This window comes from Mangrovibacillus cuniculi (genome assembly GCF_015482585.1).
GTDB lineage: Bacteria > Bacillota > Bacilli > Bacillales > R1DC41 > Mangrovibacillus > Mangrovibacillus cuniculi.
This window is the reverse complement of the sequence record NZ_CP049742.1, coordinates 2226115-2250253: the sequence shown is the minus strand read 5'-3', so window position 1 is coordinate 2250253 and position 24139 is coordinate 2226115. Positions and strand designations below refer to the sequence as shown.

Here is a 24139-nt window from a genome sequence, read left to right as displayed (position 1 = left end):
TTTTAAAAACAAAAAACCCTCCTTGGCAATTCGCCAAAAAGGGTCATTAGTTCTATATTATTGCTCTTGAGAATGTAGGAACATAGCTAGAACGCGAGCTGCTTCTGCACGAGTAGAAGAGTCAGCTGGACGGAAAGATGTACCATTACCAACTACATATCCTAGATCAGCAGCAGCTTCTACCGCAGCTTTCATTTCTGTATTTAGGGAAACAATGTCATCAAACATCATATCTGCAGAACCTTCATAAGCAGCACCAGTCTTGACTTCATAAGCACGCATTAACATCGTTACCATTTCAGCACGAGTAATTTCTGCTTTTGGTGCAAAAGTAGTAGTAGTCTTTCCGGCTACAATACCGGCTTTGTACGCAGCAGCAAGCTCCGATTTCATTGTTTCTGAAACACCTGATAAGTCAGTGAAAGGAAGCTCAGCAGTTTCTTCTAGTCCTAAAGAGCGCGTAACTAGAGAAGCGAATTGCTCACGAGTTACTTTTTGATTAGGAGAATAAGTTGTTGCAGATGTACCAGCAACGATTTCCTTCTCATTTAGGTACCATACATAAGGATTAAACCAGCTAGTTTTTGCTACATCAGTGAAGGAAGAATCTTTAACGCGAGTAATACGACCTTCAGCTTTCGCGTTAATTGGTCCTTCTTGTTTTTTAATATAATCCATTAGTACAGTTGCATCAATTGCACCAACTACAGGCTCGCTCAGTAACATTTCTTCTGAAATATCTGCACCTAACATGTAGTTATTCATTGCTACAGTATACGTCTTTGTTTCATCTAAAGGTTGTCCGGTTGGAAGCAAAAGATCTACAATCTCACCAGTTTTATTAACTTCATCGTACGTATACGTATAACGGAAACCAGAAATAGAATAGTCTAATCCATAAGATGAAATTTGGTTATTCATGATCTCACGTAGAGAAGCACCAGAAATTTCAATAGTACGCATTTCATTAGCGAAAGGTTGAATAGAGTAAATTTCCCCTACAGTAATTTCTCCAGCATTAAGACCGTCACGGATTCCTCCTCCGTTCATTAACGCAATATCTGCACCAGTCATAATGCGCTGTGCATCTGCAATTAAGTTTCCAACTGGGTGGTCAGATACAACGCCAACTTTAGGGTAACGAAGCGCGGGATAGTCTGAAGCATTCTCTCCAACAACTTCAGCTTCAATTTCTGCAACGCGATCTTTGTAACCCTTCAAAATAGATCCAACCTCAGGATCTTCACCAATATCACGAGTGTTGTAAACTATTTGTGCTTCCTTCTTAACAATATCGCCAGTAGAAGGATCAATCTCGATGTCTACATCTGCGAACATTTTAGAATATTCGAATGCTTGCACGATTAATTTTCCATCTACTTCACCATTTACAATTTTATGGTTGTGACCAGCGAAGAAAATATCTACTTCGTCGTCTACTTCATTAGCAAAGTCAGCTACTTCACCAGTTATTTCACCAGTTTCCATGTTTTGTTCAGCAGGATTGTGAGCAAGTACGACGATGGCACGAACCCCTTGATCTTTCAGTTCTGCAGTATATTTGTTGATTGCTTCAACTTCATCACGAACATCTAAGTTTTCGTTTCCAGTTTTAATAACCATGTTTGGAGTTGCAGTAGTAACAACACCGATAAACCCAATCTTCTGGCCCTCTACTTCTTCAATATGATAAGGGTCAAGAACTAGTTCATCAGTAGATTTATCATAAACGTTTGCACCAAGAAGAGGGAAGTTTTGACCATCATAACCTGGTGTTCCTTTACCTTGTGGGTGCTCTCCGCCATTAATCATACGCTTTAACTCTTCAATACCTTCGTCAAATTCATGGTTACCCGCAACTCCAACGTCCATTCCAAGAGCTTCCATCATTTCGATAACAGGTTCATCTTGTAAGGAGGAAACGATTAGAGGAGATCCACCAATCATATCTCCAGCATGAAGCTTTATTGTGTTTGTGTTCTCTGCTTCTCTTTGTTTCCAGTGAGCTGCGAGGTAGCTCATACCAGCGATAGCCGCTTCACGCTCACCGTCACCATCTAAATCAGCAGTAGAACGATAGTCTACATTTCCATGTAAGTCATTTACGCTAAGAAGTTGAACTTTAATGTTTTCCTCCGCTGCATTAGCAGGAGATGAGAAAGTAGGTAGTGCAATTCCACTAATTGTTAGTGCAGATGCCAAAGTAATGCTAGCAATCTTTTTCGTTTTGTTTAGCATTTTACAGTCTCCTTTTGTCGTCCAATTTTTTCAACACTCTTAGTCTACCAATCTTCTTTGTAGCTTGTATATATCTATTGTCGAAATTTTGTAAAGAATTTCGTCGAATTGTGAAGGTGTTGTAAATTTTGTAATGGGATAGTTGTGTTAAATGTTTATCTGCTGCTTTCGAAATGGTAGTTTGTAAATGTTATTGTAAATCCAACTGTCATTGCCTGGAGGAAAAGAAGAAGAGGAGATTAGGTAGGAGAGAGAGCTTGTCATAGCCCGGAGGTAAAGAAGAAGAGCTAGATTCTCATCCTATCTACACAAAAAGCCAAGAGATCAGCATCTCTTGGCGCAACAAACATATAAACTTAATCCTGTGATTCCTTAGCTTGCTTAGGATAGCACTTCCAACGAGTCAGATCTGCATCTGGCTTCTGAATTATTGCTTGCGGGAATACAAAAGTCCAAGGTTTACTTGTATTTGCACTGATTTCAAGGTTTTCAAGCTTAAATCCACCCTCTGCTACTACATCACCAGCTGAATCTTCTACTACTAATGGAAGTTTTTCTAATTTAATATTTTTCTGTGTGCCATTACGGATTAAAACAGAAATAGCTAAATCTTCATCTTGCGTAAATTGTGCCTGAAGTCCCATGAAGTTAATTTCACCCGGCTTAGGCGGATCCATTTTCTCAAAAGCATCACGAAGTTGAGCTAAGTTCTCTTCTGGTAAAGCTTTCTCCCAAGACTCATCTAGTTCTAACTGATGTTTTCGCTTCAGTTCGAATGCTAGTTTCCAGTTTTCTTTCGGTAGCTCCATCGTATTAACATTCTCACGATTAAAAGCAAAGTTCCAAGGGCGACTGCTAACCGCAGGAACTTCCCCAAGTGGACGCATATCGAATTCTTGGCGTGCAAGTAACTCGTCGTTCTCTGATAGCAACAAGATTACTAGGTTAGGAAAAGCAATAGGTTTATTGATAGTGTTACGAATAAAGCCTGTGACAACTAATTGACCACGTTCGTTCCAATTCCATTCGATACCTGATAAAGAAAGTTGGTTAGCTTTTAATGGAGGACACTGGTTATTTAAAAAACGATAAACATACATTTGCTCTGTTGGAATTTTCCACTCAGGGTGAATGGAGAGTTCCGGTTTAACCGTATCTTCTGAATCTGAGCGATCAATTTCATGAGATAGTAATTCGTTTGCTTCTACAGTTGTATCTTGTGCTTGTTTTTTCTTACGAGTAAAGAAAGCCATCGAATCTCTCCTTTAAATTTATTCAGATTTTGCTTCTTCAAAAGATTGAAGTGCAATGTGTGTTAGCATTAGTGCTTCTTGTTTAAAGTTTAAGAAAGTGTCTGTGAAAATTTCTAAACCTTCCTTCTGATACATGCGAATAGGGTCTTCTTGTCCATAACTTCTTAACCCAATTCCTTCTTTTAGTCGATTCATTCTTTCTAAGTGAGTAACCCATTGACGATCAAAAATGCTAATCATCTGGATGCGTACTGCTTGTAACCAATCACCATTGGATTGAGAAAGTTCTACTAATCGAGTAGTCATCTCGTCAAATTTAGTTTGGATCATTCCTTCAAACTCTTTAATAGAAGAAACTGTTACAACTTCTTCATCTGTAATTGGGGATAGCAACACGCGATTTACCTTAGTCAAGATTTGCTCCACAGGTACGTCTTCCCAATCTTCTATTTCACCAAGAGTATCTAAGTAATGGCCACCAATATCACGAGTAAGTTGCTTAATTACTTCCATTACCTGGTCTTCATAAAGTAATCGATCACGAATAGAGTACATTACTTTCCGTTGCTCATCCACTACATCATCTAGCTTCAACGTATACTCACGAATAGAGTAGTTACTTCCTTCGCAGATACGTTGCACTCGATCAAAAATATCCAGGACATTCTTCGACTCCACTTTTCCGTTAGCATCTTTTTTCATAGATTTACGAAGCTTTTCACGGTCGTCTAAACCAAAACGTTTCATAATATCATCGTCTAAAGAAAGGAAGAATTGTGTCGAACCTGGATCTCCTTGACGACCAGAGCGTCCTTTTAACTGATTATCGATACGGCGACTTTCATGGCGCTCTGTACCAATAACATGTAGACCACCAAGATCTGAAACTCCCTCGCCAAGCATGATATCCGTACCACGCCCAGCCATATTGGTTGCAATTGTTACTTGTCCTTTTTGACCAGCTAAAGAAATTAACCGAACTTCATTTTCTACGCTCTTCGCATTCAACAGTTCGAAAGTAATTCCTTCTTTACGTAAGAATCTTGCTACTTCTTCTGACTGTAAAATAGAAGTAGTTCCTACTAAAACTGGTTGACCAAGAGCATGGCGAGAAGCAACTTCCTTTGCTACAGCAAGGTATTTTTCTTCAATTGTATCGTAAACGACATCCGTCTGGTCCACACGTTTTCTTGGTTTGTTCGGTGGGATTTGTACCACCTGCATTCCGTAAACTTGATTGAACTCTTTTTCTTCTGTTTTCGCTGTACCAGTCATTCCAGAAAGTAATTCGTATTTACGGAAGTAGTTTTGGACAGTTACAGAAGCTTGTTGTTTATTTTCGTCAGTCAACTCAAGGCCTTCTTTTGCTTCAATTGCTTGGTGCAAACCATCACTCAAGCTGCGACCTTCCATGATACGGCCAGTAAACATGTCTACTAGTCCCACTTTTCCTTCTTTCACAATATAATCTACATCTCTATGGAAAAGAACCATCGCTTTTAATGCTTGATTCATATAATGGAAAAGAGTTTGATGTTCTAAATCGTATAAGTTATCTACAGAGAATATAGCTTCAATTTTACTGATTCCATCGTCTGTAAAATGGACAGTTTTCGTCTCTGGATCATGTAAATAATCTACATCATCCTTAAATTGTTTAATAACTGATGCACAAATGTTGGACAATCCAGGGTTCAAGCTCATTTTACCAGCAATAATTAATGGCGTCTTAGCTTCATCAACTAACACACTATCTACTTCATCAATAATGGCATAGTAATGAGGGCGCTGAACTTGTTCAGATTCCCCTTTCACCATGTGGTCACGAAGGAAGTCGAAACCAAACTCAGTACCAACTCCGTATGTAATGTCAGCTTGATACGCTTGTAATTTTTCATGCGGTTGCATCATTGAAACATTTAGACCAACTTCAAGCCCTAGAAAACGATGAATTTGACCAATCATCTCAAAGTCACGCTTAGCCAAGTATTCGTTTACCGTTATAACGTGAACTCCCTTGCCTTCTAATGCACGAACGTAACTTGGTAAGGAAGCTACAAGTGTTTTTCCTTCCCCAGTCGCCATCTCAGCAATGTTTCCTTCAAGTAATGCTAGTCCACCAATTAGCTGTACATCATAATGTCTCATTCCTAAGACACGTTTTGCAGCCTCTCGAACAGTAGCGAAAGCATCGACACGTATATTATTAATAGATGTATCTTTTAATAAATCTTTATATTCAGACGTTTTAGCTCGCAGTTCTTCATCAGTCAAACTAGTAAAATAAGACTCTTTTGCATTAATCTCTTCTACTAATTTGGAATAGCGTTTTAGTGTACGTTGATCAGATGAAGGGAGCACTTTTTTCAGCATTTCTATCATGAAATTCTCTCCTTAAATCATGTTGTGCCTAGTATATCATATTATCTATTTTTGTCCTAAATGGTTTATATTGGTAATAAATCTACCAACTATCGTCCTTAGTGGAAAAAATTATAGAAGGAAGTGTCGAAAAATGGTAGAGTTATAGATATTAATGGTAAAGGAGAAACTGAATTAATGAAACGACTATTTAGCTTAATATTGTCCTTGCTTCTTTTGTCCTCAGTCTTTTCAACAAATGTATCTGCAAATAGTGCAGACATAGAAGGTCATTATTTTGAAACTCAACTCCGTGAATTAATTGTAAAAGATATTATGACAGGATATGAAGATGGTACATACCGTCCTAATAATAATGTCACCCGTGCAGAATTTGCATCGTTCATCATTAGAGTACTAGATTTATATTCTGTAAAATCTGCAGAGTTTCCTGGAGTTTCTATTGCCGAAGTGAAAGAAAGTCGATATAACGATGTCACCTCTGATAAGTGGTATTATTCATCGGTAGAAAAAGCATCGAGCTTAGGAATTGTCAATGGTTATGATGGAGGGGTGTTTAAGCCGAATAATGTTATTACTAGGGAAGAAATGGCTGCGATGGTTATCAATACCCTTAATACTAGAGGAGTTTTATCCCGTCCTTCAGAAACAATTTTCACTGATGACCACTTAATTGGCAAGTGGGCACTGGATTCTGTTAAAAGATTAGTTTATTTAGGTGTAATGAGTGGGAAAAGTGGTAACAAATTTGTTCCAAAAGCTCCTACGACTAGAGGAGAGACAGCAGCTGTATTAAGTCGTTCTATTTCTTTATTGTCTCCTTTGAAGGGTTTAGAGTATAAAGTTGCCGTTCTAGACGAAGACGGAAACCCATATGTTCTTCGTGAATTTACAAATTTCAATGATGCTCAACGAAGTGCAGTGGATAACCAGGTTATTATGCAAAATAACAGAATTGTTTATATGAAGTCTGGTTTTGCGATACCGAATGGAATTGGTCTAGCCGTAATCTATCCAACTGAAAATTTAAGCGGAACAAGCATTACATATATAGAAGCTGGGATAGAGATGAAGTATTTAGCAGCTACGGAAAATGTAGTGAAAGTGTCAATTGGTACTACGGTGGGGTATGTAGATATACGTTATGTGAATTTATTACCTTTTGAACTAATTAAAAATAGGTCTTATTATGAAAATAGGAATGGGAACTTGGTTCACCTTATCTTTAATCATTTAACACAAAAGTACGGTTCTACTAGTACAATAGGCAAAGCACCAGCATTTTTAAAAGAGAATGAAAAGTATTATAGTTGGGACACAGTGAATTATTACTCAACCACAGGTATACTTGTAGGTCGTGAGTACCAATATTTCCAGCATTTACCACTACACACTAAATCTGCATATACTGCTGAAGAGCTTGATACTTACTTAAGAGTTGCTTATCCAGAAGCATTTAAAGCAAGATATGAAATTAGTCCGTTGGTAGGAATTGGTAAATATTTAAAAGATGTAGAAAATAAATATGAAATTAATGCTCTATATTTAATGGCCCATGCTATCCACGAAAGTGAGTGGGGAACAAGTCAAATAGCTACTGAAAAGAAAAATTTATTTGGTTCAAACGCAAGAGATGGATCAGCATATGAGGATGCATTCTCATTTCCATCGTTTAAAGAATCTATAGAATATACAGCTAACAGTGTTAGTGCAAGATATCATGATGCTAAGGGTATATATTATCATGGCTCTGTGCTGGGTAACAAACAGATAGGTATGAACATGAAATACGCTTCAGACCCATTCTGGGGAGAGAAAATTAGTGCTCACATGTACCGTGCAGATGTCTTGTTAGGTAAGAAAGATATTGGAAAGTACAAATTATTACTTTCTAATGAAAGTGGGTTGAGAGTACGAAATAATTATGGAACAACGAATACAGATACACTTTACCAGATGCAGTTAATAGGCACACCAATGATTTACAAAGCACAAGCAACAAAAGACGGTGCACTTTGGTATAATGTTGTTTCTGACTTGAAAACAAACAGAGATGGCTATGTATATGGAAACGGTTCGTTTGGTCAATATGTGTTAGAAATTCCTGTAGCAAAATAAACATTGTCGAAAAAAGAGGAACTTGCTACTAGCGAGTTCCTCTTTTGTGTTACTATAAGGAAGTAAAAATGCAACCAATTTGCCTAGTTAGGAGTTTTATTATGAGAACTGTCGATGTTTTAGGGATTCCTTTTATATATACAACACAAAAAGACTTTGTCGATCTTCTTGTCGAAAGAGCAGAAAGACAAGAAAAGACGTTTGTTGTTACCGCGAACCCAGAAGTGGTTATGAAAGCAAAAGAAGATCAAGAATTTAATGGTTATTTACAAAAAGCGACTTATATTACTCCAGACGGAATTGGTGTAGTAAAAGGAGCACAGATTTTGGGAGATCCATTACCTGAGCGTGTAACTGGATATGATTCTATGGTGGCAATCTTAAAAAAAGCTAATGAGAGAAAGCAATCCATCTACCTACTTGGAGCATCTCCAGAAACGATTGAGCTTACTGTCACTAATATAAGAAGAGATTATCATGACGTTACAGTAGCTGGCTATCATCATGGGTTCTTTGACTGGGATTCTTCAGAGATTGCAGACGATATAAAGGTAAAACAACCTGATTACATCTTTGTAGCGTTAGGAGTACCTCGTCAAGAAAAATGGATTTCTTCTAACTTGCCGCACTTTGAAAAGGGTGTATTTATGGGAGTAGGCGGAAGTTTTGATGTTATAGCTGGAACTGTCAAACGAGCACCAGATTTTTGGGTAAAGCTTAATTTAGAATGGGCTTACCGAATAGCGAAACAACCATCTAGGCTAAAGAGGTCATTGTCACTTCCGAAATTCTTAGTAGCAGTTCTAAATGAAAAGGCGAAACGAAAATAATGGCACAGTCTTTTTTAAAAGGAACACTAATATTAACTATGGCTACACTTCTTTCCAAGATACTAGGAAGCTTTTTTAGAGTTCCTTTACAGAATATAGCTGGTGACGAAGTCTTGGGGATTTTCAGCATTGTTTATCCTATTTATATGGTGGCTTTAACGCTATCAGTTGCTGGTATTCCAGTAGCGATTTCTAAACTTATATCAGAAGCGAGAGCCAGGAATGATTTCGCATATGTCCAACATCTAAAGTCAACAGCAAGTAGGTTGGCTATTGTCTTTGGAGTTATAGCTTTTGCCATAGTGTTTTTCGGTGCACGACCATTAACGGGGTATTTAGGTAGCTCAACGTACTATGCCATCATTTTTGTATCCTTTACCTTATTGATCGCTCCTTATATGGCAGTCTATCGTGGTTACTTCCAAGGTCACGAAAATATGACACATACAGGTGTTTCACAAATTCTTGAGCAATTTGTACGAGTTTTCTTCATATTAGCCATTGCTTGGTGGTTTGTATCAGCTGGCTATTCAAATGAAGTAGTTGCTGGTGGGGTAATGGCAGCTTCTATTGTAGGAGCTTTAGCCTCATTAGGTTACTTGTTAGTTATGTACCGTAAAAGGCCAAAAGTGAAGCTTACTCAACAAAATAAACCAGAAACATTTTGGCCGACTGCTAAAAAGATCCTGTTAATCTCCCTACCGATTTCTGTAGGAGCAATTACGATGGCATTGTTCAACGTAGTGGATTCTCTTACGGTTCCAAGAAGTTTAGGGGCAACAGGTTTGTCTGATAATGAAGTAGCATATCAGTATGGTATTTTTGGAAGAGGACTAGCGTTAGTCCAAATTGCGACTGTTTTTTCTACGGCAGTAGTGTTATCACTTATTCCGCTAGTTTCTAAATTACGTGCTAAGGGAGAAGAAACAAAAGTTAAGCAAACGCTAGAGAAAATATTTGCTTATACACATATCTTATCTTGGCCAATTGGAGCTGGACTATTTGTTCTAACAGTAGGTGTAAACATCGCGTTGTTTACAAATGCTGAGGGAAGCGATGTGTTAGCAGTTTTAAATATTAGCTCCATCGTTACGGCGCTTGCTGTCTTAAGTACAGGTGTACTTCAAAGTTTAAATAAGCCTAGAAAAGCGGCATTGTATGTAATTGTGGCTGTTTTTATGAAGGTAATACTAAACATATTCTTGATTAACAAATTTAGTTTAATGGGAGCGGCTTATTCCACATTACTTGTTTATACATTTTTATGGATATTAAATATGGTGGAAATCAGAAAAAGTATTGCTTTCCAACTCGGATCCAAATCATTGATGTTAAGTGTTGTTGGTTCTGCTTTTATGGGGACGATTTTATATCTAATAGTAAACGTAATTGGGTGGGAGTTCGATAGTCGATTCATTACTTTAGCGGCCGCAAGTGCGTTAACCATGCTTGGAGCATTATTATATTTTTCAGTATTAATAATTGGACATGATCCATACGTGTTAGAGTTGCTGAAGAACCCACGTATTCAGAAGTTTTTACCTAAATCAAAGTCTGGAGGAAATAAAGTGAAGAAGTTTACTCCGTGGTTGTTGTTAGTCCTGACTTTCCTTCTAGCATTCCCAGGAATAATTCAACGCCATCAAATTGAGTGGGCAAATGATCAGTATGAAATGGTCATGCCTTACGATGTATTAGATGAATTAAGTAAAGAAAATGAAGATTGGCCGATAGAAACTATTTTAACAGAGCTAAGAGTGGCGGGTCTAGATTCTATAAGTTTAGAGCCAGAAACGTTAAATACACAAGAAAAAGAAGGGAATTTAACAGTTTTTTCAACAGAAGACTTAAATAGGTATTCGCTGTTAAACCCTCAGTTCACTAAACTTTCTGAAAGATCAGCTAGTGGAGGAATTTTAGTATTTATTCACAATCAAAACAATGTTACGGATCAGATAAAAGAAGTTTTTGAAGCGGAGGAAATTACGGTAGATAATTTGATCTTCTACTTTATAGAAAGAGAAAGTTATCGTGTAGACCATTTTCCTATTGTCTATGATGAAAAGAAAATTGAAACCATTAAAGAGAATGGGTTGACGCTTATTCCAAGAATAAAAGACTTTGAAGTCGATAAAAACCCTATTTTGTTTAATCAGTTAAAAAAATATTCTACTGATGCCAACGTATTGTTCGCTGGTCAATCTGTACTAGGTTTTGCTGATCCAATAACTCAAAATAAGATAGCTGAGTATTGGAGTGAATCAAATACAAATGTTTATGACATTGAATCTTCAAAAGAAAAAGGTTTTAAGTCTTTAACAAGCAAAATGGATAATCAAGTAGTACGACTTATTAGCTTATCACTAAGTAATGCGGAAGACGTTCATGTTTCTGTTGATAAAGCTGTAAGAGCAGTAAAGGAGCGTAATATTCGCTCTGTATTTGTTCGTCCGCCAGCTTTGCCGGTAGAAGAGTCAATACCTCAAACAGTAAATTTTATGAATCAAGTACAAGCCAATATGCCAGTCTTTTATCAAGATGGTTCACCTAAACAGTATACAGATGTTTCTAAATGGACCATTTACTTGGGACTTATCGGAGCGGTATTATTTACTACTTTTGCATTACAAAAGGTTTTCTCGCAAAGGTGGCTAACGATTCTTGGCACTGTAGGCGTGATGTTAGCTGGATTAGGTTATTTAGTTACAAATCAAATTATACTGCTTCAAGCATTGATTTTAGGTTTAGCAATTTTAACACCTATATCAGCTTTATATCCAATTAATGGAATTAAAAATAGTAAAGGTTTAGTATTAAAATATTTTGAGGTAATACTAATTACTTCTGTTGGAATAGCTGTAATGGTTTCAGTTTTTAACGGCCAAGAATTCTTCTTGAAATTAGAAGAATTTAAAGGAGTAAAAGTTCTTTATATTGCACCAATTGCGTTTGCCTTTATCTATGCGCTTTATGGTCATATCATGAAAATACTTAATACGGCTATAAAGTATCGTGATGCTATCATCATGGGTATTGTTTTAATTATTGTTGCATACTACATTTCGCGTTCAGGTAATTCTGGTAGTGTATCTAACATTGAGTTAATTATACGTCAAAAACTAGAAGAGCTGTTATACGCACGTCCTAGAACAAAAGAATTTTTAATAGGTTTCCCTATGTTGGTATTTGCAATTTATATGACAAAGTATTCCAAGTTGGTATCTAAATATCTAATGATTCCATCAGCTATAGGTGTCATGTCTATGGTAAATACATTTACACATTTCCATATTCCACTCCATGTTTCTATATTACGTAGCATTCACAGCATCTTAATAGGTTTTATATTAGGTCTTGTGTTAATTTTCTTATTTGAACAAGGTAAGAAACTTTATGAAAGTAAGATTAAACCGAGGTGGAGTAAATGAGAGTAGTTATATCAGGATACTATGGATACGATAATGTAGGAGATGAAGCAATTCTTTTTTCCATTATCCAAGCTTTGCGAAAGCAAGATCCATCTATTTCAGTAACTGTCCTAAGTAACAACCCTGAGAGTACCGCGAAGTCCTATGATGTTCAAGCGGTTAATCGTTGGAAACTAAAGGATATTTATCAAGCTTTGTCTGTTGCTGATGGGTTTATAAGCGGTGGAGGAAGCTTGCTACAAGATAAAACAAGTGGGAGAACAATTCCATACTATACAACAATTATCCAAATCGCTAAGCGACTTAAAGTTCCTACTTTTATCTATGCACAAGGTATGGGACCGATTGAAAAGCGTGTAGGTAGATTTTTGACGAAAGCTGCGCTTAAAAATACATTGTTGACTGTTCGTGATCAAGAATCCAAGCAACTTTTAGAAGAGATTGGATTAACACAGGAAATTAAATTGGTTCCAGACCCTGTACTAGGAATTGAAATTGGGGAAATTGCAGAAGATGATGTAGAGAATAGAAAGAAGATATCTGTATCTGTTCGAGATTGGAAAACAGATATACCATTTCTTGAGCATATTGCGAAAGGGTTGGACTCTTTAGCGAATAAAGGGTATGAAATAGATTTTATTCCTATGCATGGTGAGCATGACGCTGCTACATCTCGATTTGTAATGGATCTAATGGAACAAAAAGCTACTATAGCGCCAGCTGATTTAAGCATTGAAGGAAAAATAAAACGCATTGGAGTGTCTGATGTATTATTAGGTATGAGACTACACGCATTAATTTTTGCGGCAGTAACTAATACTCCATATGTTCCGGTTTCATATGATCCAAAGATTGATTCTTTCGCTAGGATTTCGGGGTATGCGGTAGCAATTGATGTTCACCAACCTGATTGGAACGACAGAATAATAGTGGAAGAAGTCGAAAAGTTATTTGCTGACTTAACTTCTTCTAAACAATTCTTAGCTTCAAACATTGATGAGCAGATCTGGAGCGCACAACATACGGCTAAATTGGCTTTAGAATATTTTAATAAGTAATCATACAATTAACCTTGGCATATACTTGTCGAGGTTTTTGTATATGATTTATTGAATAACTTAAATGTTTTTCGCTAAAATTTAATAGTAAATGAAAGATTTTGTCATAGGGTGTAACCTGTTTACTATAGTTTCGTCTAAACAAATGTGGATAAAAAGACAATCTCCGCTAAATTTATCATGCTTGTTTCATAGAGTTATGATATAATCCACCATGAGTAGATTTTAGATTACTATTCTACAAGATTCTACAAAATATTGGTTATTTACAAAAAATGATATTGGGCAAGATAGAAACAAGGAGGATGTCCATGCTTCTTATAATATTGACGTTAATAGTTACATTTTTAAGTGCGTTATATTTAACACCTTATGTAAAGAAATTTGCCATTGCCATTGGTGCAACAGATAAACCTAATTACCGTAAAGTTCATCAAAAAATTATGCCCCGAATGGGTGGTTTAGCAATATTTTTAGCGTTTCTGATAGGTTTTGTGATTAGCCGACCTGAGGATACTCAAGCATCTTCTTGGTGGATTATCGTAGGTGCTTTCATTATCATCCTAACAGGCGCTTTTGATGACCGCTTTGAATTATCCCCTAAGCTAAAGCTAGCAGGTCAAATTTCAGCGGCAGCGATAGTGGTAATTCTTGGGAATGTACAAGTTAATTTCATTAACTTACCATTTGGAGGTACCGTTGAATTTGGATATTTTAGCATCCCGTTAACAATCATCTGGATAATTGCTATTACGAACGCAATTAACCTAATAGATGGGTTAGATGGACTAGCAGCTGGTGTATCTTCAATTGCTTTAATTACTATTTCAGGTATGGCATTTATCAAAGGTGATTTCTTTGTTGCAACAGTTGGTGCCATCCTATTAGTAAGTATATTAGGATTTCTACGTTATAACTTTCACCCAGCTCAAATTTTCATGGGGGATACAGGAGCATTATTCCTAGGTTTTATGATATCGGTACTTTCTTTAATGGGATTCAAAAACGTAACATTAATTTCCCTTGTTATCCCAATTATTATTCTAGGTGTACCTATCTCTGACACAATCTTTGCTATTATTCGTCGCTTAGTGAATAAGCAACCACTATCTGCACCGGATAAATCGCACTTGCATCATTGCTTGCTAAGATTGGGCTTCTCGCATCAACAAACAGTGCTAATCATTTATGCTCTAGCTTCTTTATTTGGTTTAGCCGCACTTATTTTCTCCATGTCGACTCAGTGGGGAGCAATTATTGTAATCACTATTGTATTGCTAGCAGTTGAACTAATTGTTGAAGCAATAGGACTTGTTAATAAAGATTACAAACCAATTATTAACTTCGTTCGTTCGAAATGGAACATGCAAGAGCGAAATGAATAATAGCTAGCCACTTCCTATAGGAGGTGGTTTTTTATATAATTAAATTTAAACCTCACTCATCTAGTTCATGGTAGAGGCTAAAGTGAGTTAATTATGATGACATCTAACTGATTAGAACTGCTAGAATCTTTTATCAATGTTCGAACGAAGCTGAGAAAGTCTGGAAAGGTAGAAGAGAAGGTGTAACATCGCCCTAACGAAGTTGAGGGAGTGTGAAGTGGTAGAAGAGAAGAAGGTAGGCTCGTATACAAGGTATACATATTTGGTCTTTTGTTAAAATCCTAACCAGGAGACATATATGTCTAAACCATAAAAAAACTTCGCCAAGTATCTTTGGCGAAGTTTTGATCAATTTTCATCTGAAGCTGCTTGCTCTGTTGCGTTACCTGTTGTATCTTCCACTAAACCTAAATGACGTTTTAATTCTATACGTAAATTTGCTAACGCAGTTTCATCAAGGTAATAATAGTAAGCTCCACCAGGCTCAGAGTCTCTCCCTGCTAAAGAATTAGTATCAATACTTGGTTGTTTAATACCAAATTCAGCAAGGTAACGCATTTCATCAAATGATAAATCCGTTTTCATATTGTTACCGATAGAATCAAGTACATCATCATAACGGCCAATCGATTGTATAGAGGCTGCGCGTTTCACAATCGCTTTAATAACTTCTTGTTGCCTCATTCCACGATAAACATCGCTATCCATTTTACGAGTTCTTGCAAATGCTAATGCTTCTTCACCATTTAACATTTGTACCCCTTTTTCTAATTGAATAGCACCTTGCACATCATTTGAATCTTGTTCAGAAAAGCTGTAAGGTACATCTATTTCGACACCGTTTAAAGCGTCAATAACTTCAATGAAAGCATGGAAGTTTAAAGATACATAATAATCAACCGGTACATCTAGTAGCTCTTCTACAGTTTCAATAGTAGCTTTTGGTCCACCGTGCGCGTGTGCTGCGTTAATACGTGTTTCATAACCTACTTCTGGAATATATACGTAAGAGTCACGTGGGATACTAGTTAATTTCACAGATTTGTCTTCTTGATTAACAGTAGCTAACATTAGCGCATCGGACCTAGAGTTTGAACCAAATTCGCGTTTTTCCGAGTCGTCTACACCTATGATTAACACGGAGAAATGATCTTTTTTAATTTCAACTGTCTTATCACGTTGATCTGAGCCATTACGATCAATAGGTTGAAAGGTACCCTCTAAAGCACCTTTGGCATCAAAATACAACTTACCTGCGTACGCTCCGCCTGCTCCTAGTACTAATAATAAAGGAAAAACAAGAAACCAAAACAGTCTGCGTTTCTTTCGTTTACTGCGGAGTTTCTTCCTTTGATAACGATCCATATATAAAACCCCTGTCTATTATAATAATTTTCAATTAAAGGCAAATATAAAAGAAGCACAAACTAATGCGCTAACCACCATTTTACACGTTCTTACTTCTTTCGACAATCAAAAGCTAAAGAGATACTTGAAAATATTACAAATATTTCAAAGGTAGACTCTCGTACATTTGACGGTGTTACATATGGAAAGTTACAAGGTAAGTGTTACCAGACATTTAAACTTTCGGCAGAAGCTTCTCATGATAAACCGTTTCTCCAGTACGAATTTCGCCTTGTCCATTTGTCAGTTCTGTCATCCACTCTGTAAAAGACTCCATCTCTGTTGTTGGAACAAAGGTATGCACATGGACCAAGTCTAAATAGTCGATGGACTTCACATCATAGGGACTTTGTCGAAGCTCATTCTCTAATTTGCCGAGCCATGTGTAATCAACGACGGTAGTCATCACTTGCATTAATGTCCGTTCCACTACACCGATTTCGTTTAGACCTTCACTTGTAGCTTTACTGTAAGCACGGATTAATCCTCCAGCACCTAATTTAACACCACCAAAGTATCGAGTAACCACGACTGCTGTGTCCTTTACATCTCTCTTCTTCAAGACCTCTAACATTGGCACACCCGCTGTACCTGTTGGTTCACCGTCATCATTGGCTTTTTGAATCTGATTGTGTTCTCCGATCATATAAGCAGAACAATTATGGTTTGCTGTTTTGTGTTTCTTTTTTATTTCTTGTATAAAAGCTTGAGCTTCCTCTTCAGAAGTCACGCGTTTGGTATGAGTTAGAAATTGCGATCTCTCGATTATTAGTTCGGAAACTTCGTCGCTGATTTTGACTGTTTTATAGGTATTTAACATGCTAATAGACATCCTTTCTTGGTGATGGACTTTATCAAAACTGTTACAATGAGGTTACGAAAATGTAACAAAGGTCCCTGTAAAATAGACCTACATTCTACGATTTCTCTCTAAAATAGTATAGAGGACATCTATCTAGATGCAAAGGATGAGTTAACTACAATTGGAGAACTTTGTCATATAATAGGTTTTACATAAACAGTGAGACGGACATAAAAAGCTTGTAAGTACCGAATTTTATTACAGAATGACTACATTACACGCTGGAATGTTATCTGATTGTTAGAGTAATATAATATTCGACATGGAATGACATGGTATAATGAGGGACGTCGAATCATTATTCTGTTTTTACCGAAATGTAGTTCTTCCGAAATGCCTATAACAAAGACTTGGATAAGAAAAAAGTTTGAATATGAGACTTTTATTTCGACCTTATTTCCTACTTCCTGTGACAATAGACACATGATGAAGGGGATTTAAGCAAAAGATAAAACGGTCATAAGAACTAATTTTATTTATTCGTGATGGTCATAATAGTCATTTTAAAATTTTCACGGTAGAATGAATTATGCCAAAAAAGGGGAATCCCTTGGAGGATGAAAATATGAATGCAAAAACAATAAATCCAGGTGCTTTGGATCATATCCTTGAAACGATGGTATCGACAGTTGATCGAAGCAAAGATGAAATTTTTACTATAGGTGAACAATGTCGAAAAGATTTTCTTTCGTTAACGGAAGAACTTGATGAGATTCGTCGACAAGTAAAAGAAGTGATTGATGAAAACGACGACCTGGATATAAAATACCGCTTTGCAAGAAAACGATTAGCAGAAGTCAGTCAACACTTTAAAACTTATTCTGAAGATCAAATTCGTGATGCCTATGAAAAGGCCCATGACTTTCAAATGAAGTTAACGGTCAATGCACAAAAAGAGCATCAATTACGCCAACGTCGAGATGACCTAGAGCGTAGGATGATCACGTTGCAAGAAACCATCGATCGAGCAGACCGGCTTGTTTCGCAAATATCTGTTGTACTGAATTATCTTGTGACAGATTTAAAGCAAGTTGGAGAAGCATTAGAGGATGCCAAGCAAAAACAGGATTTTGGATTGAAGATTATTGAAGCACAAGAAGAAGAAAGAAGAAAACTTTCAAGAGAAATTCATGATGGACCCGCACAGATGCTTGCTAATGTCTTAATGAGATCTGATTTAATTGAAAGAGTATACCGAGAAAGAGGATCGGATGCGGCTTTTGGGGAAATTCGAAGCTTAAAGCAAATGGTGAGAAGCGCATTGTATGAAGTCCGTAGAATAATTTATGATTTACGTCCAATGGCTCTAGATGATCTAGGTCTAGTACCAACGTTAAAAAAATACCTAGAAACAACGCAAGAATATAATGAAAAAACACAAATTCACTTCGTTAACTTTGGAGAGATTAAACGACTTCCACCAAAGCATGAAGTAGCGTTGTTCCGTTTAATACAGGAGTCCGTTCAAAATTCCTTAAAGCATGCGAAAGCAAGAGAGATTCATGTGAAGCTGGAATTAAAACGAGATGTTGTACAAGTTGTGGTAAAAGACAACGGCGTAGGTTTCGACCAAACGCAGAAAAAAGAAGGTTCGTTCGGATTAATGGGGATGAAAGAGCGTGTCGATCTATTAAACGGCGAGTTATCTATTGATTCAAAATTAGGAGAAGGAACGATTGTAATGATACAAGTTCCTCTATCAAGTTAAGGTGAGCTAAGGAGGCGACGATGATGACAAAAATCGTAATTATCGATGATCATCAGTTATTTCGCGAAGGAGTAAAGCGAATTTTAGAATTTGAAGAAACATTTAAAGTGGTGGCAGAAGGCGACGATGGTACGGAGGCTACTGAGTTAGTAGAGCAACACCAACCAGACGTCGTTCTAATGGACATTAACATGCCTAACATAAACGGAATTGAAGCAACGAAAGAGCTAGCTGATAAATTCCCAGATACAAAAATCATGATTCTATCCATTCATGACGATGAAAACTATGTAACGCATGCACTGAAAACGGGTGCTATCGGATACATGCTAAAAGAAATGGATTCTAATGAGCTTATTGACGCTGTGAAAATTGTTGCTGCAGGTGGATCTTATCTTCATCCAAAAGTAACGAAGAATTTAGTAAAAGACTACCGTCGTTTAGCAAGTGATGAAGACAATTCTACTGGATACGTTCAGCCAGAAATTCGTCGTCCACTTCACCTGTTAACACGCCGTGAGTGTGAGGTGCTTCAACTGTTAGCTGATGGTTGCAGTAACCGAACTATTGGAGATGAGCTGTTTATCAGTGAGAAAACTGTTAAGAACCATGTAAGTAATATTCTACAGAAACTAAATGTAAATGACCGCACACAAGCCGTAGTACAAGCGATTAAAAATGGCTGGGTGGAAGTTAGATAATATGGTAGAGTCGTCCGAGTTTTTTGGGCGGCTCTTTTTGTTACGTGACCAGTAACAACTCATCGTTGACCGCGTGATGCGGTCTGTACTTAGATGAGTATCCTTACTACAAGCAAAACACTTCAAGCCCGCACTATGGAGTAGCTACTGAATAAGATAGCATCCAATAGGAGGTGGTAGAGTTGATGGAGCTTTGGGAGAAGTTTTCCGTTGATATAGAAGATTTAAGTTTTGCTAATATCCGAAGTTTACTAGACTTAATTGAAGGTGTGTTGAAAGAATTGTAGGATGCGTCTCTATTCACTTGTATTTCCTTCATTGTTTTTTTACAATAAGATGGACGAAGGAAAGGGCGGATAGAGATGAAAAGCCTACTAGTTGCAGGAGCGAGTGTCGTTATGGCCATTAGTTTATATGGATGCCAATCGAAAGAAGACACTTCTGCAGTAAAGCCAGTTACTCAAGAACAAGCAAATCAAGAGCCACGTGAATTAACGGAAGCTAAAAATATCTCTGATGTGGACAAGCAAGCAGTCATCCAGACTTTAGAAGCACAGGAAGCAGCTTTTAACGCCAAAGATATTGATGCTTATATGGAGACAATTTCAAAGGACCCTCTATCTTTTGACTATAATGAGGAAAGAGATTTTGTCCAATCGATGTTCAAAGCGTATGACATGACGATGGACATGGAAACTAAAACGATCATTGAATACAATGAAGCGGAACAAACGGCAACCGTGCATATTCGTACGAAAACTTCTGTGAAAGAAGCTGGAAACGAGAGCATGGAGCCTTTGGAAGACCTTTCGAATCAAGTAGTGATGCTTCGTAAAGAAGATAACGAGTGGAACATTATTCAAACATTTGCAATGGAGCAAAGAGAACAATGATTGCGAGCCGGTCCTTGTTGGTGCAGGGGCCTTTTTGTGTTTGCGCGCGCGTGGATTTAGGGATTTGAGTGGCTAAACTCATCTGGGGAGCGGAATTTTGCCGTGAGGAGAGAATAGAGGCGTTCTATACTCATCTGGGGAGCGGAATTTTGTGGTGAGGAGAGAATAGACAGGTTCTATACTCATCTGGGGAGCGGAATTTTGCGGTGAGAAGAGAATAGAGGCGTTCTATATTCATCTGGGGAGCGGAATTTTGCGTTGAGAAGAGAATAGAGGGGTTCTATACTCATCTGGAGAAAAGAATCTCGTCGTTAGAAGAGAATAAAGGGCTCTAAAACTCACGAAGCAAGGGACATCTCGCTGCTAGGAGAGAATAAGAGGTCTTTAAACTCATGAAGCGAGGGAAGATCCGTTGCTAGGAGAGAATAAGAGGCCCTAAAACTCCCAAAGCGAAGGAAATCTCGTTGCTAGGAGAGAATAAGAGGCTCTAAAACTCCCGAAGCGAAGGAAACCCCGTTGCTAGGAGAGAATAAGAGGGCTTTAAACTCCCGAAGCGAAGGAAATCTCGCTGCTAGGAGAGAATAAGAGGTCTTTAAACTCACGAAGCGAAGGAAACCCCCTTGCTAGGAGAGAATAAGAGGCTCTAAAACTCACGAAGCAAGGGAAATCTCGTTGCTAGGAGAGAATAAGAGGTCTTTAAACTCACGAAGCAAAGGAAATCCCCTTGCTAGAAGAGAATTAGCCCCACCTCCCTCACGCAAAACCTGTCGAACACAAAAATCACATAATAAAAACCTACCACTATGCAATCGTAGGTCTTTTCATATAAAATGGAAGATATGAATATTAGTAGACGAGCTATGGGAGCTCTGACAAATAAATCGAGATAAGGATGGGTTACTTTATGAAAATAGCAATTGTGACGGATAGTACGTCGTATATTCCACAAGCAATGCGCGAATCGTTAGGGATTCATATGGTACCCCTTAGCGTTATTATGGGTGGCGAAACGTACCGTGAAGAAATCGACGTTACGTACCAAGAGTTTTACGAAGTAGTTCGTACCAGCGAACAACTGCCAACTACTTCCCAGCCACCTATCGGAGAATTCGTACAGCTGTTTGAAAACCTTCGTGATCAAGGATATACACATGTTATTTCTATCCTCCTTTCTAGCGGAATCAGTGGCACGTATCAAAGTGTTGTCTCGGCTGGAGACATGGTAGAAGGTATTGAAACGGTTGCTTTCGACTCGGAAATTAGCTGTATGCCACAAGGTTTCTACGTATTAGAAGCGGCAGAAATGGCACAAAATGGTCAGACAGCAGAAATTATTCTAGAAAAATTAAAAGAGATGAAGAAAAGCTTACGCGCTTACTTTATGGTAGACGACTTATCCCACTTGCAACGTGGAGGCCGCCTTTCCAGTGCGCAAGCATTTATCGGAAGCCTGTTACAGGTAAAACCGTTACTTCACTTCCAAGAAAAAGTAATCGTACCGTTTGAAAAAATTCGTACGAAGAAAAAAGCGTTGAAACGTATTGAAGAGTTGCTTCAAAACGATATTCACACAGGCGAGCGCTTCAAAGCTTGTATCATCCATGCAAATCGTGAAGAGGAAGCGGTAGAGTGGAAAAATGAATTAGAAGCAAAATATCCAAATGTCGAGTGGATGGTCAGTTACTTCGGACCAGTTATCGGCACGCATTTAGGAGAGGGATCTCTTGGAATGTCTTGGGTAAAAGCAGAATAAATGGACATGATGAGCTGCCTTTAGTGAGAATCTAGAGGCAGCTCTATTTCATTTTAGGAGTGATAATCCATGCAGGACCCAATCGCCAGCCATTTAGATGGACGAAAATTAACACTAACCGAATGTGCAAACTTTACCGAAGAACAGCTAACCAATCATCCCCACGTACATTCAACCCCAGCCGTCACCGACCAAGGTTGCCAAAGATGCGGCAACGCCGATCCAACTTTATTTGGCCTCACCACCCTACGTAACTCCGATCAAGCCGCCATCTACTGCCGAAAGTGTATCCAAATGGGTCGCATAACCAGCACCGAAAAACTCTTCACTTGGACAGGACCGTCACCCGTTACCGAACCCGGCAACCACACGCTCACTTGGAATGGAACACTATCCAATGCACAACAACCAGCCTCCACAAAAATAGTAGAAACGATGCAACAAAATGACTCCTTACTTGTTTGGGCTGTGTGTGGTGCCGGAAAAACAGAACTTCTCTTCGAAGCCATTCACCAAGCTCTCCAACATGGAAAACGAGTATGCCTCACAACTCCACGAACAGACGTAATACTAGAATTAGCTCCGCGTTTAAAGGAAGTCTTTCCTAACACGCCGATTGCCGTCCTATACGGTGGCACCGAAGATCGAGACATGTGGGCTCCGCTTGTCCTCGCCACCACTCACCAACTGCTCCGTTATCACCAAGCCTTTGATTTCATGATCGTAGACGAAGTGGATGCCTTTCCTTACACCATGGATGAATCTCTCCAAAGAGCGGTAGAAAATGCACGAAAAAAATCTTCCGCCATCGCATGGTTATCGGCCACGCCATCTGCTAAGTGGAAAAGAGAGTGCCAAAAAGGAACACGCAACCACGTCCTTATCCCAGCTAGATACCACGGCCACCCAATTCCAGTTCCGACGTTTACATGGATTGGTAGATGGCAGAATACATTCCAAAAAAGCAAAATCCCACGACCTTTAATCAAATGGATCAAAAAACGAATCGATACCAATACACCTATGCTCCTGTTTTTCCCTTCCATCACCACACTAGAACAAGCACTCCCACTTATCCAAAAACGCTTTCCGATACCCATTCAAGGAGTACACTCCCAAGACCCCACTAGAAAAGAGAAAGTTGCAGACTTACGTACCAACGACACCCAACTCCTTTTAACCACCACGATCTTAGAAAGAGGCGTGACCATCCCACGGGTCGACGTGGCAGTTATTGGTGCGGAATCCCCCATATTCACGGAAGCAGCGCTAGTCCAGATTGCTGGCCGAGTTGGTCGAAAAGCAGATCATCCAACTGGAGAGTGTCGTCTTTTTCACTTTGGTAAATCTATCGCGATGGTCCAAGCAAAGCAACACATTGAGAAAATGAATGCGCTGGCGAAAGAGCGAGGGTTACTAAAATGAGGCAGCTTCTTGGATATATCAGATGCCGATGTTGTTCGGAGTGGAGTCCACCGACGTTTGACTGGGGTACAGTGCTGACACTACAAGAGGAATCGTTGTTATGTGAAAAGTGTGAGGACATCCTACGAGAAGCGAATTTGCGGGGAGCTCACACTTGTCAGGGATGTGGCAAGTTACTGAAAGAAAAGACTGCATCCTTGTGTGTGGAGTGTGGTGCGAGTCGACCAGTCCTATCAAATACATCGCTCTATAGCTACACACCAGGAATGAAGGAATGGGTGACCATGTTGAAATTTCGCGGGGATATCATAATTGCCACCATATTTCATGCTTCCGTCCAACGAGCTATTAAGGAGAGTAAGATGGACTTGGTTGTTCCAATTCCAGCGTCAGCGGAGCGATTAAGTGAGCGAGGATGCAATATTGTAGAGGAGTTAATACCGGCGAGTGTGGAAATTCATCCTTGCTTAGGTAAACATCATCAAGAGAAGCAATCAAAGAAAACGAAAAAAGAACGACTGGAGACACCAAATCCATTTTATTGGAAATCGAGTGAAAACATATTAGAAGGTAAAAGAATCCTCTTGATAGACGATATATATACTACAGGAACTACCGTCGCGCATGCTGCTTCTGTGTTGCGAGGTCGTGGAGCAAAAGAAGTGCAAAGCTTAACGGTATGGCGGGGGTAGGATAGT

The 24139-nt window shown here is 38.5% G+C and carries 16 protein-coding genes; 11 read left to right on the top strand and 5 right to left on the bottom strand.

Annotated features, from left to right (window positions below):
* Positions 1 to 57 precede the first annotated feature (57 nt).
* The 3 genes from G8O30_RS11535 to secA2 all read right to left on the bottom strand — a co-directional run bounded on the left by G8O30_RS11535 (position 58) and on the right by secA2 (position 5873).
* The gene (locus G8O30_RS11535; RefSeq protein ID WP_239672203.1) at positions 58 to 2238 is read right to left on the bottom strand and encodes a 5'-nucleotidase C-terminal domain-containing protein; all 2181 of its coding nucleotides are present in this window, start codon (positions 2236 to 2238) and stop codon (positions 58 to 60) included.
* A gap of 356 nt (positions 2239 to 2594) precedes the next feature.
* A complete protein-coding gene (locus G8O30_RS11530) occupies positions 2595 to 3491 on the bottom strand; it encodes an accessory Sec system S-layer assembly protein (protein ID WP_239672202.1) in 897 nt (298 codons plus the stop codon).
* Between the two features lie 18 nt (positions 3492 to 3509).
* Entirely contained in the window at positions 3510 to 5873 is a 2364-nt protein-coding gene (gene secA2 / locus G8O30_RS11525) for an accessory Sec system translocase SecA2 (protein ID WP_239672201.1), read from the bottom strand.
* A gap of 177 nt (positions 5874 to 6050) precedes the next feature.
* On the opposite strand from secA2, the gene G8O30_RS11520 reads away from it, so the two are divergent.
* The 5 genes from G8O30_RS11520 (at position 6051) to G8O30_RS11500 (ending at position 14692) form a co-directional block, all read left to right on the top strand.
* Positions 6051 to 7991 (top strand): S-layer homology domain-containing protein, encoded by a 1941-nt coding sequence (locus G8O30_RS11520; RefSeq protein WP_239672200.1) that lies wholly within the window; start codon positions 6051 to 6053, stop codon positions 7989 to 7991.
* Between the two features lie 101 nt (positions 7992 to 8092).
* Entirely contained in the window at positions 8093 to 8821 is a 729-nt protein-coding gene (locus G8O30_RS11515; protein WP_239672199.1) for a WecB/TagA/CpsF family glycosyltransferase, read from the top strand.
* On the top strand, positions 8821 to 12249 hold the full coding sequence (locus G8O30_RS11510) for a DUF5693 family protein (protein ID WP_239672198.1): 3429 nt from the start codon (positions 8821 to 8823) through the stop codon (positions 12247 to 12249). Before G8O30_RS11515 ends, G8O30_RS11510 begins: the two co-directional genes overlap by 1 nt.
* Positions 12246 to 13307: a polysaccharide pyruvyl transferase CsaB gene (csaB, locus tag G8O30_RS11505; RefSeq protein ID WP_239672197.1), complete on the top strand. Its 1062-nt coding sequence runs from the start codon at positions 12246 to 12248 to the stop codon at positions 13305 to 13307. Before G8O30_RS11510 ends, csaB begins: the two co-directional genes overlap by 4 nt.
* Positions 13308 to 13618: 311 nt before the next feature.
* The gene (locus tag G8O30_RS11500) at positions 13619 to 14692 is read left to right on the top strand and encodes an MraY family glycosyltransferase (RefSeq protein ID WP_239672196.1); all 1074 of its coding nucleotides are present in this window, start codon (positions 13619 to 13621) and stop codon (positions 14690 to 14692) included.
* 348 nt (positions 14693 to 15040) lie between these two features.
* Here the strand turns inward: G8O30_RS11500 and G8O30_RS11495 are convergent, their stop codons facing one another.
* On the bottom strand, positions 15041 to 16057 hold the full coding sequence (locus G8O30_RS11495) for an LCP family protein (RefSeq protein ID WP_239672195.1): 1017 nt from the start codon (positions 16055 to 16057) through the stop codon (positions 15041 to 15043).
* 217 nt (positions 16058 to 16274) lie between these two features.
* Complete coding sequence (locus G8O30_RS11490) at positions 16275 to 16919, bottom strand: YigZ family protein (protein ID WP_239672194.1); 645 nt, start codon at positions 16917 to 16919, stop codon at positions 16275 to 16277.
* 607 nt (positions 16920 to 17526) lie between these two features.
* Here G8O30_RS11490 and G8O30_RS11485 point away from each other — a divergent pair.
* The 6 genes from G8O30_RS11485 to G8O30_RS11460 all read left to right on the top strand — a co-directional run bounded on the left by G8O30_RS11485 (position 17527) and on the right by G8O30_RS11460 (position 24133).
* On the top strand, positions 17527 to 18669 hold the full coding sequence (locus G8O30_RS11485; protein WP_239672193.1) for a sensor histidine kinase: 1143 nt from the start codon (positions 17527 to 17529) through the stop codon (positions 18667 to 18669).
* Positions 18670 to 18689: 20 nt separating this feature from the next.
* Positions 18690 to 19370 carry a response regulator gene (locus G8O30_RS11480; protein ID WP_275576485.1) on the top strand — a complete coding sequence of 227 codons (681 nt, stop codon included), beginning with the start codon at positions 18690 to 18692 and terminating at the stop codon, positions 19368 to 19370.
* Positions 19371 to 19732: 362 nt separating this feature from the next.
* Positions 19733 to 20263 (top strand): Cif family virulence factor, encoded by a 531-nt coding sequence (locus G8O30_RS11475; RefSeq protein WP_239672192.1) that lies wholly within the window; start codon positions 19733 to 19735, stop codon positions 20261 to 20263.
* A 904-nt stretch (positions 20264 to 21167) separates the two neighbouring features.
* The gene (locus tag G8O30_RS11470) at positions 21168 to 22016 is read left to right on the top strand and encodes a DegV family protein (RefSeq protein WP_239672191.1); all 849 of its coding nucleotides are present in this window, start codon (positions 21168 to 21170) and stop codon (positions 22014 to 22016) included.
* Between the two features lie 294 nt (positions 22017 to 22310).
* Positions 22311 to 23441 carry an ATP-dependent helicase ComFA gene (locus G8O30_RS11465; protein ID WP_239672190.1) on the top strand — a complete coding sequence of 377 codons (1131 nt, stop codon included), beginning with the start codon at positions 22311 to 22313 and terminating at the stop codon, positions 23439 to 23441.
* Between the two features lie 284 nt (positions 23442 to 23725).
* Entirely contained in the window at positions 23726 to 24133 is a 408-nt protein-coding gene (locus tag G8O30_RS11460) for a ComF family protein (protein ID WP_239672189.1), read from the top strand.
* The last annotated feature ends 6 nt before the right edge of the window (positions 24134 to 24139 follow it).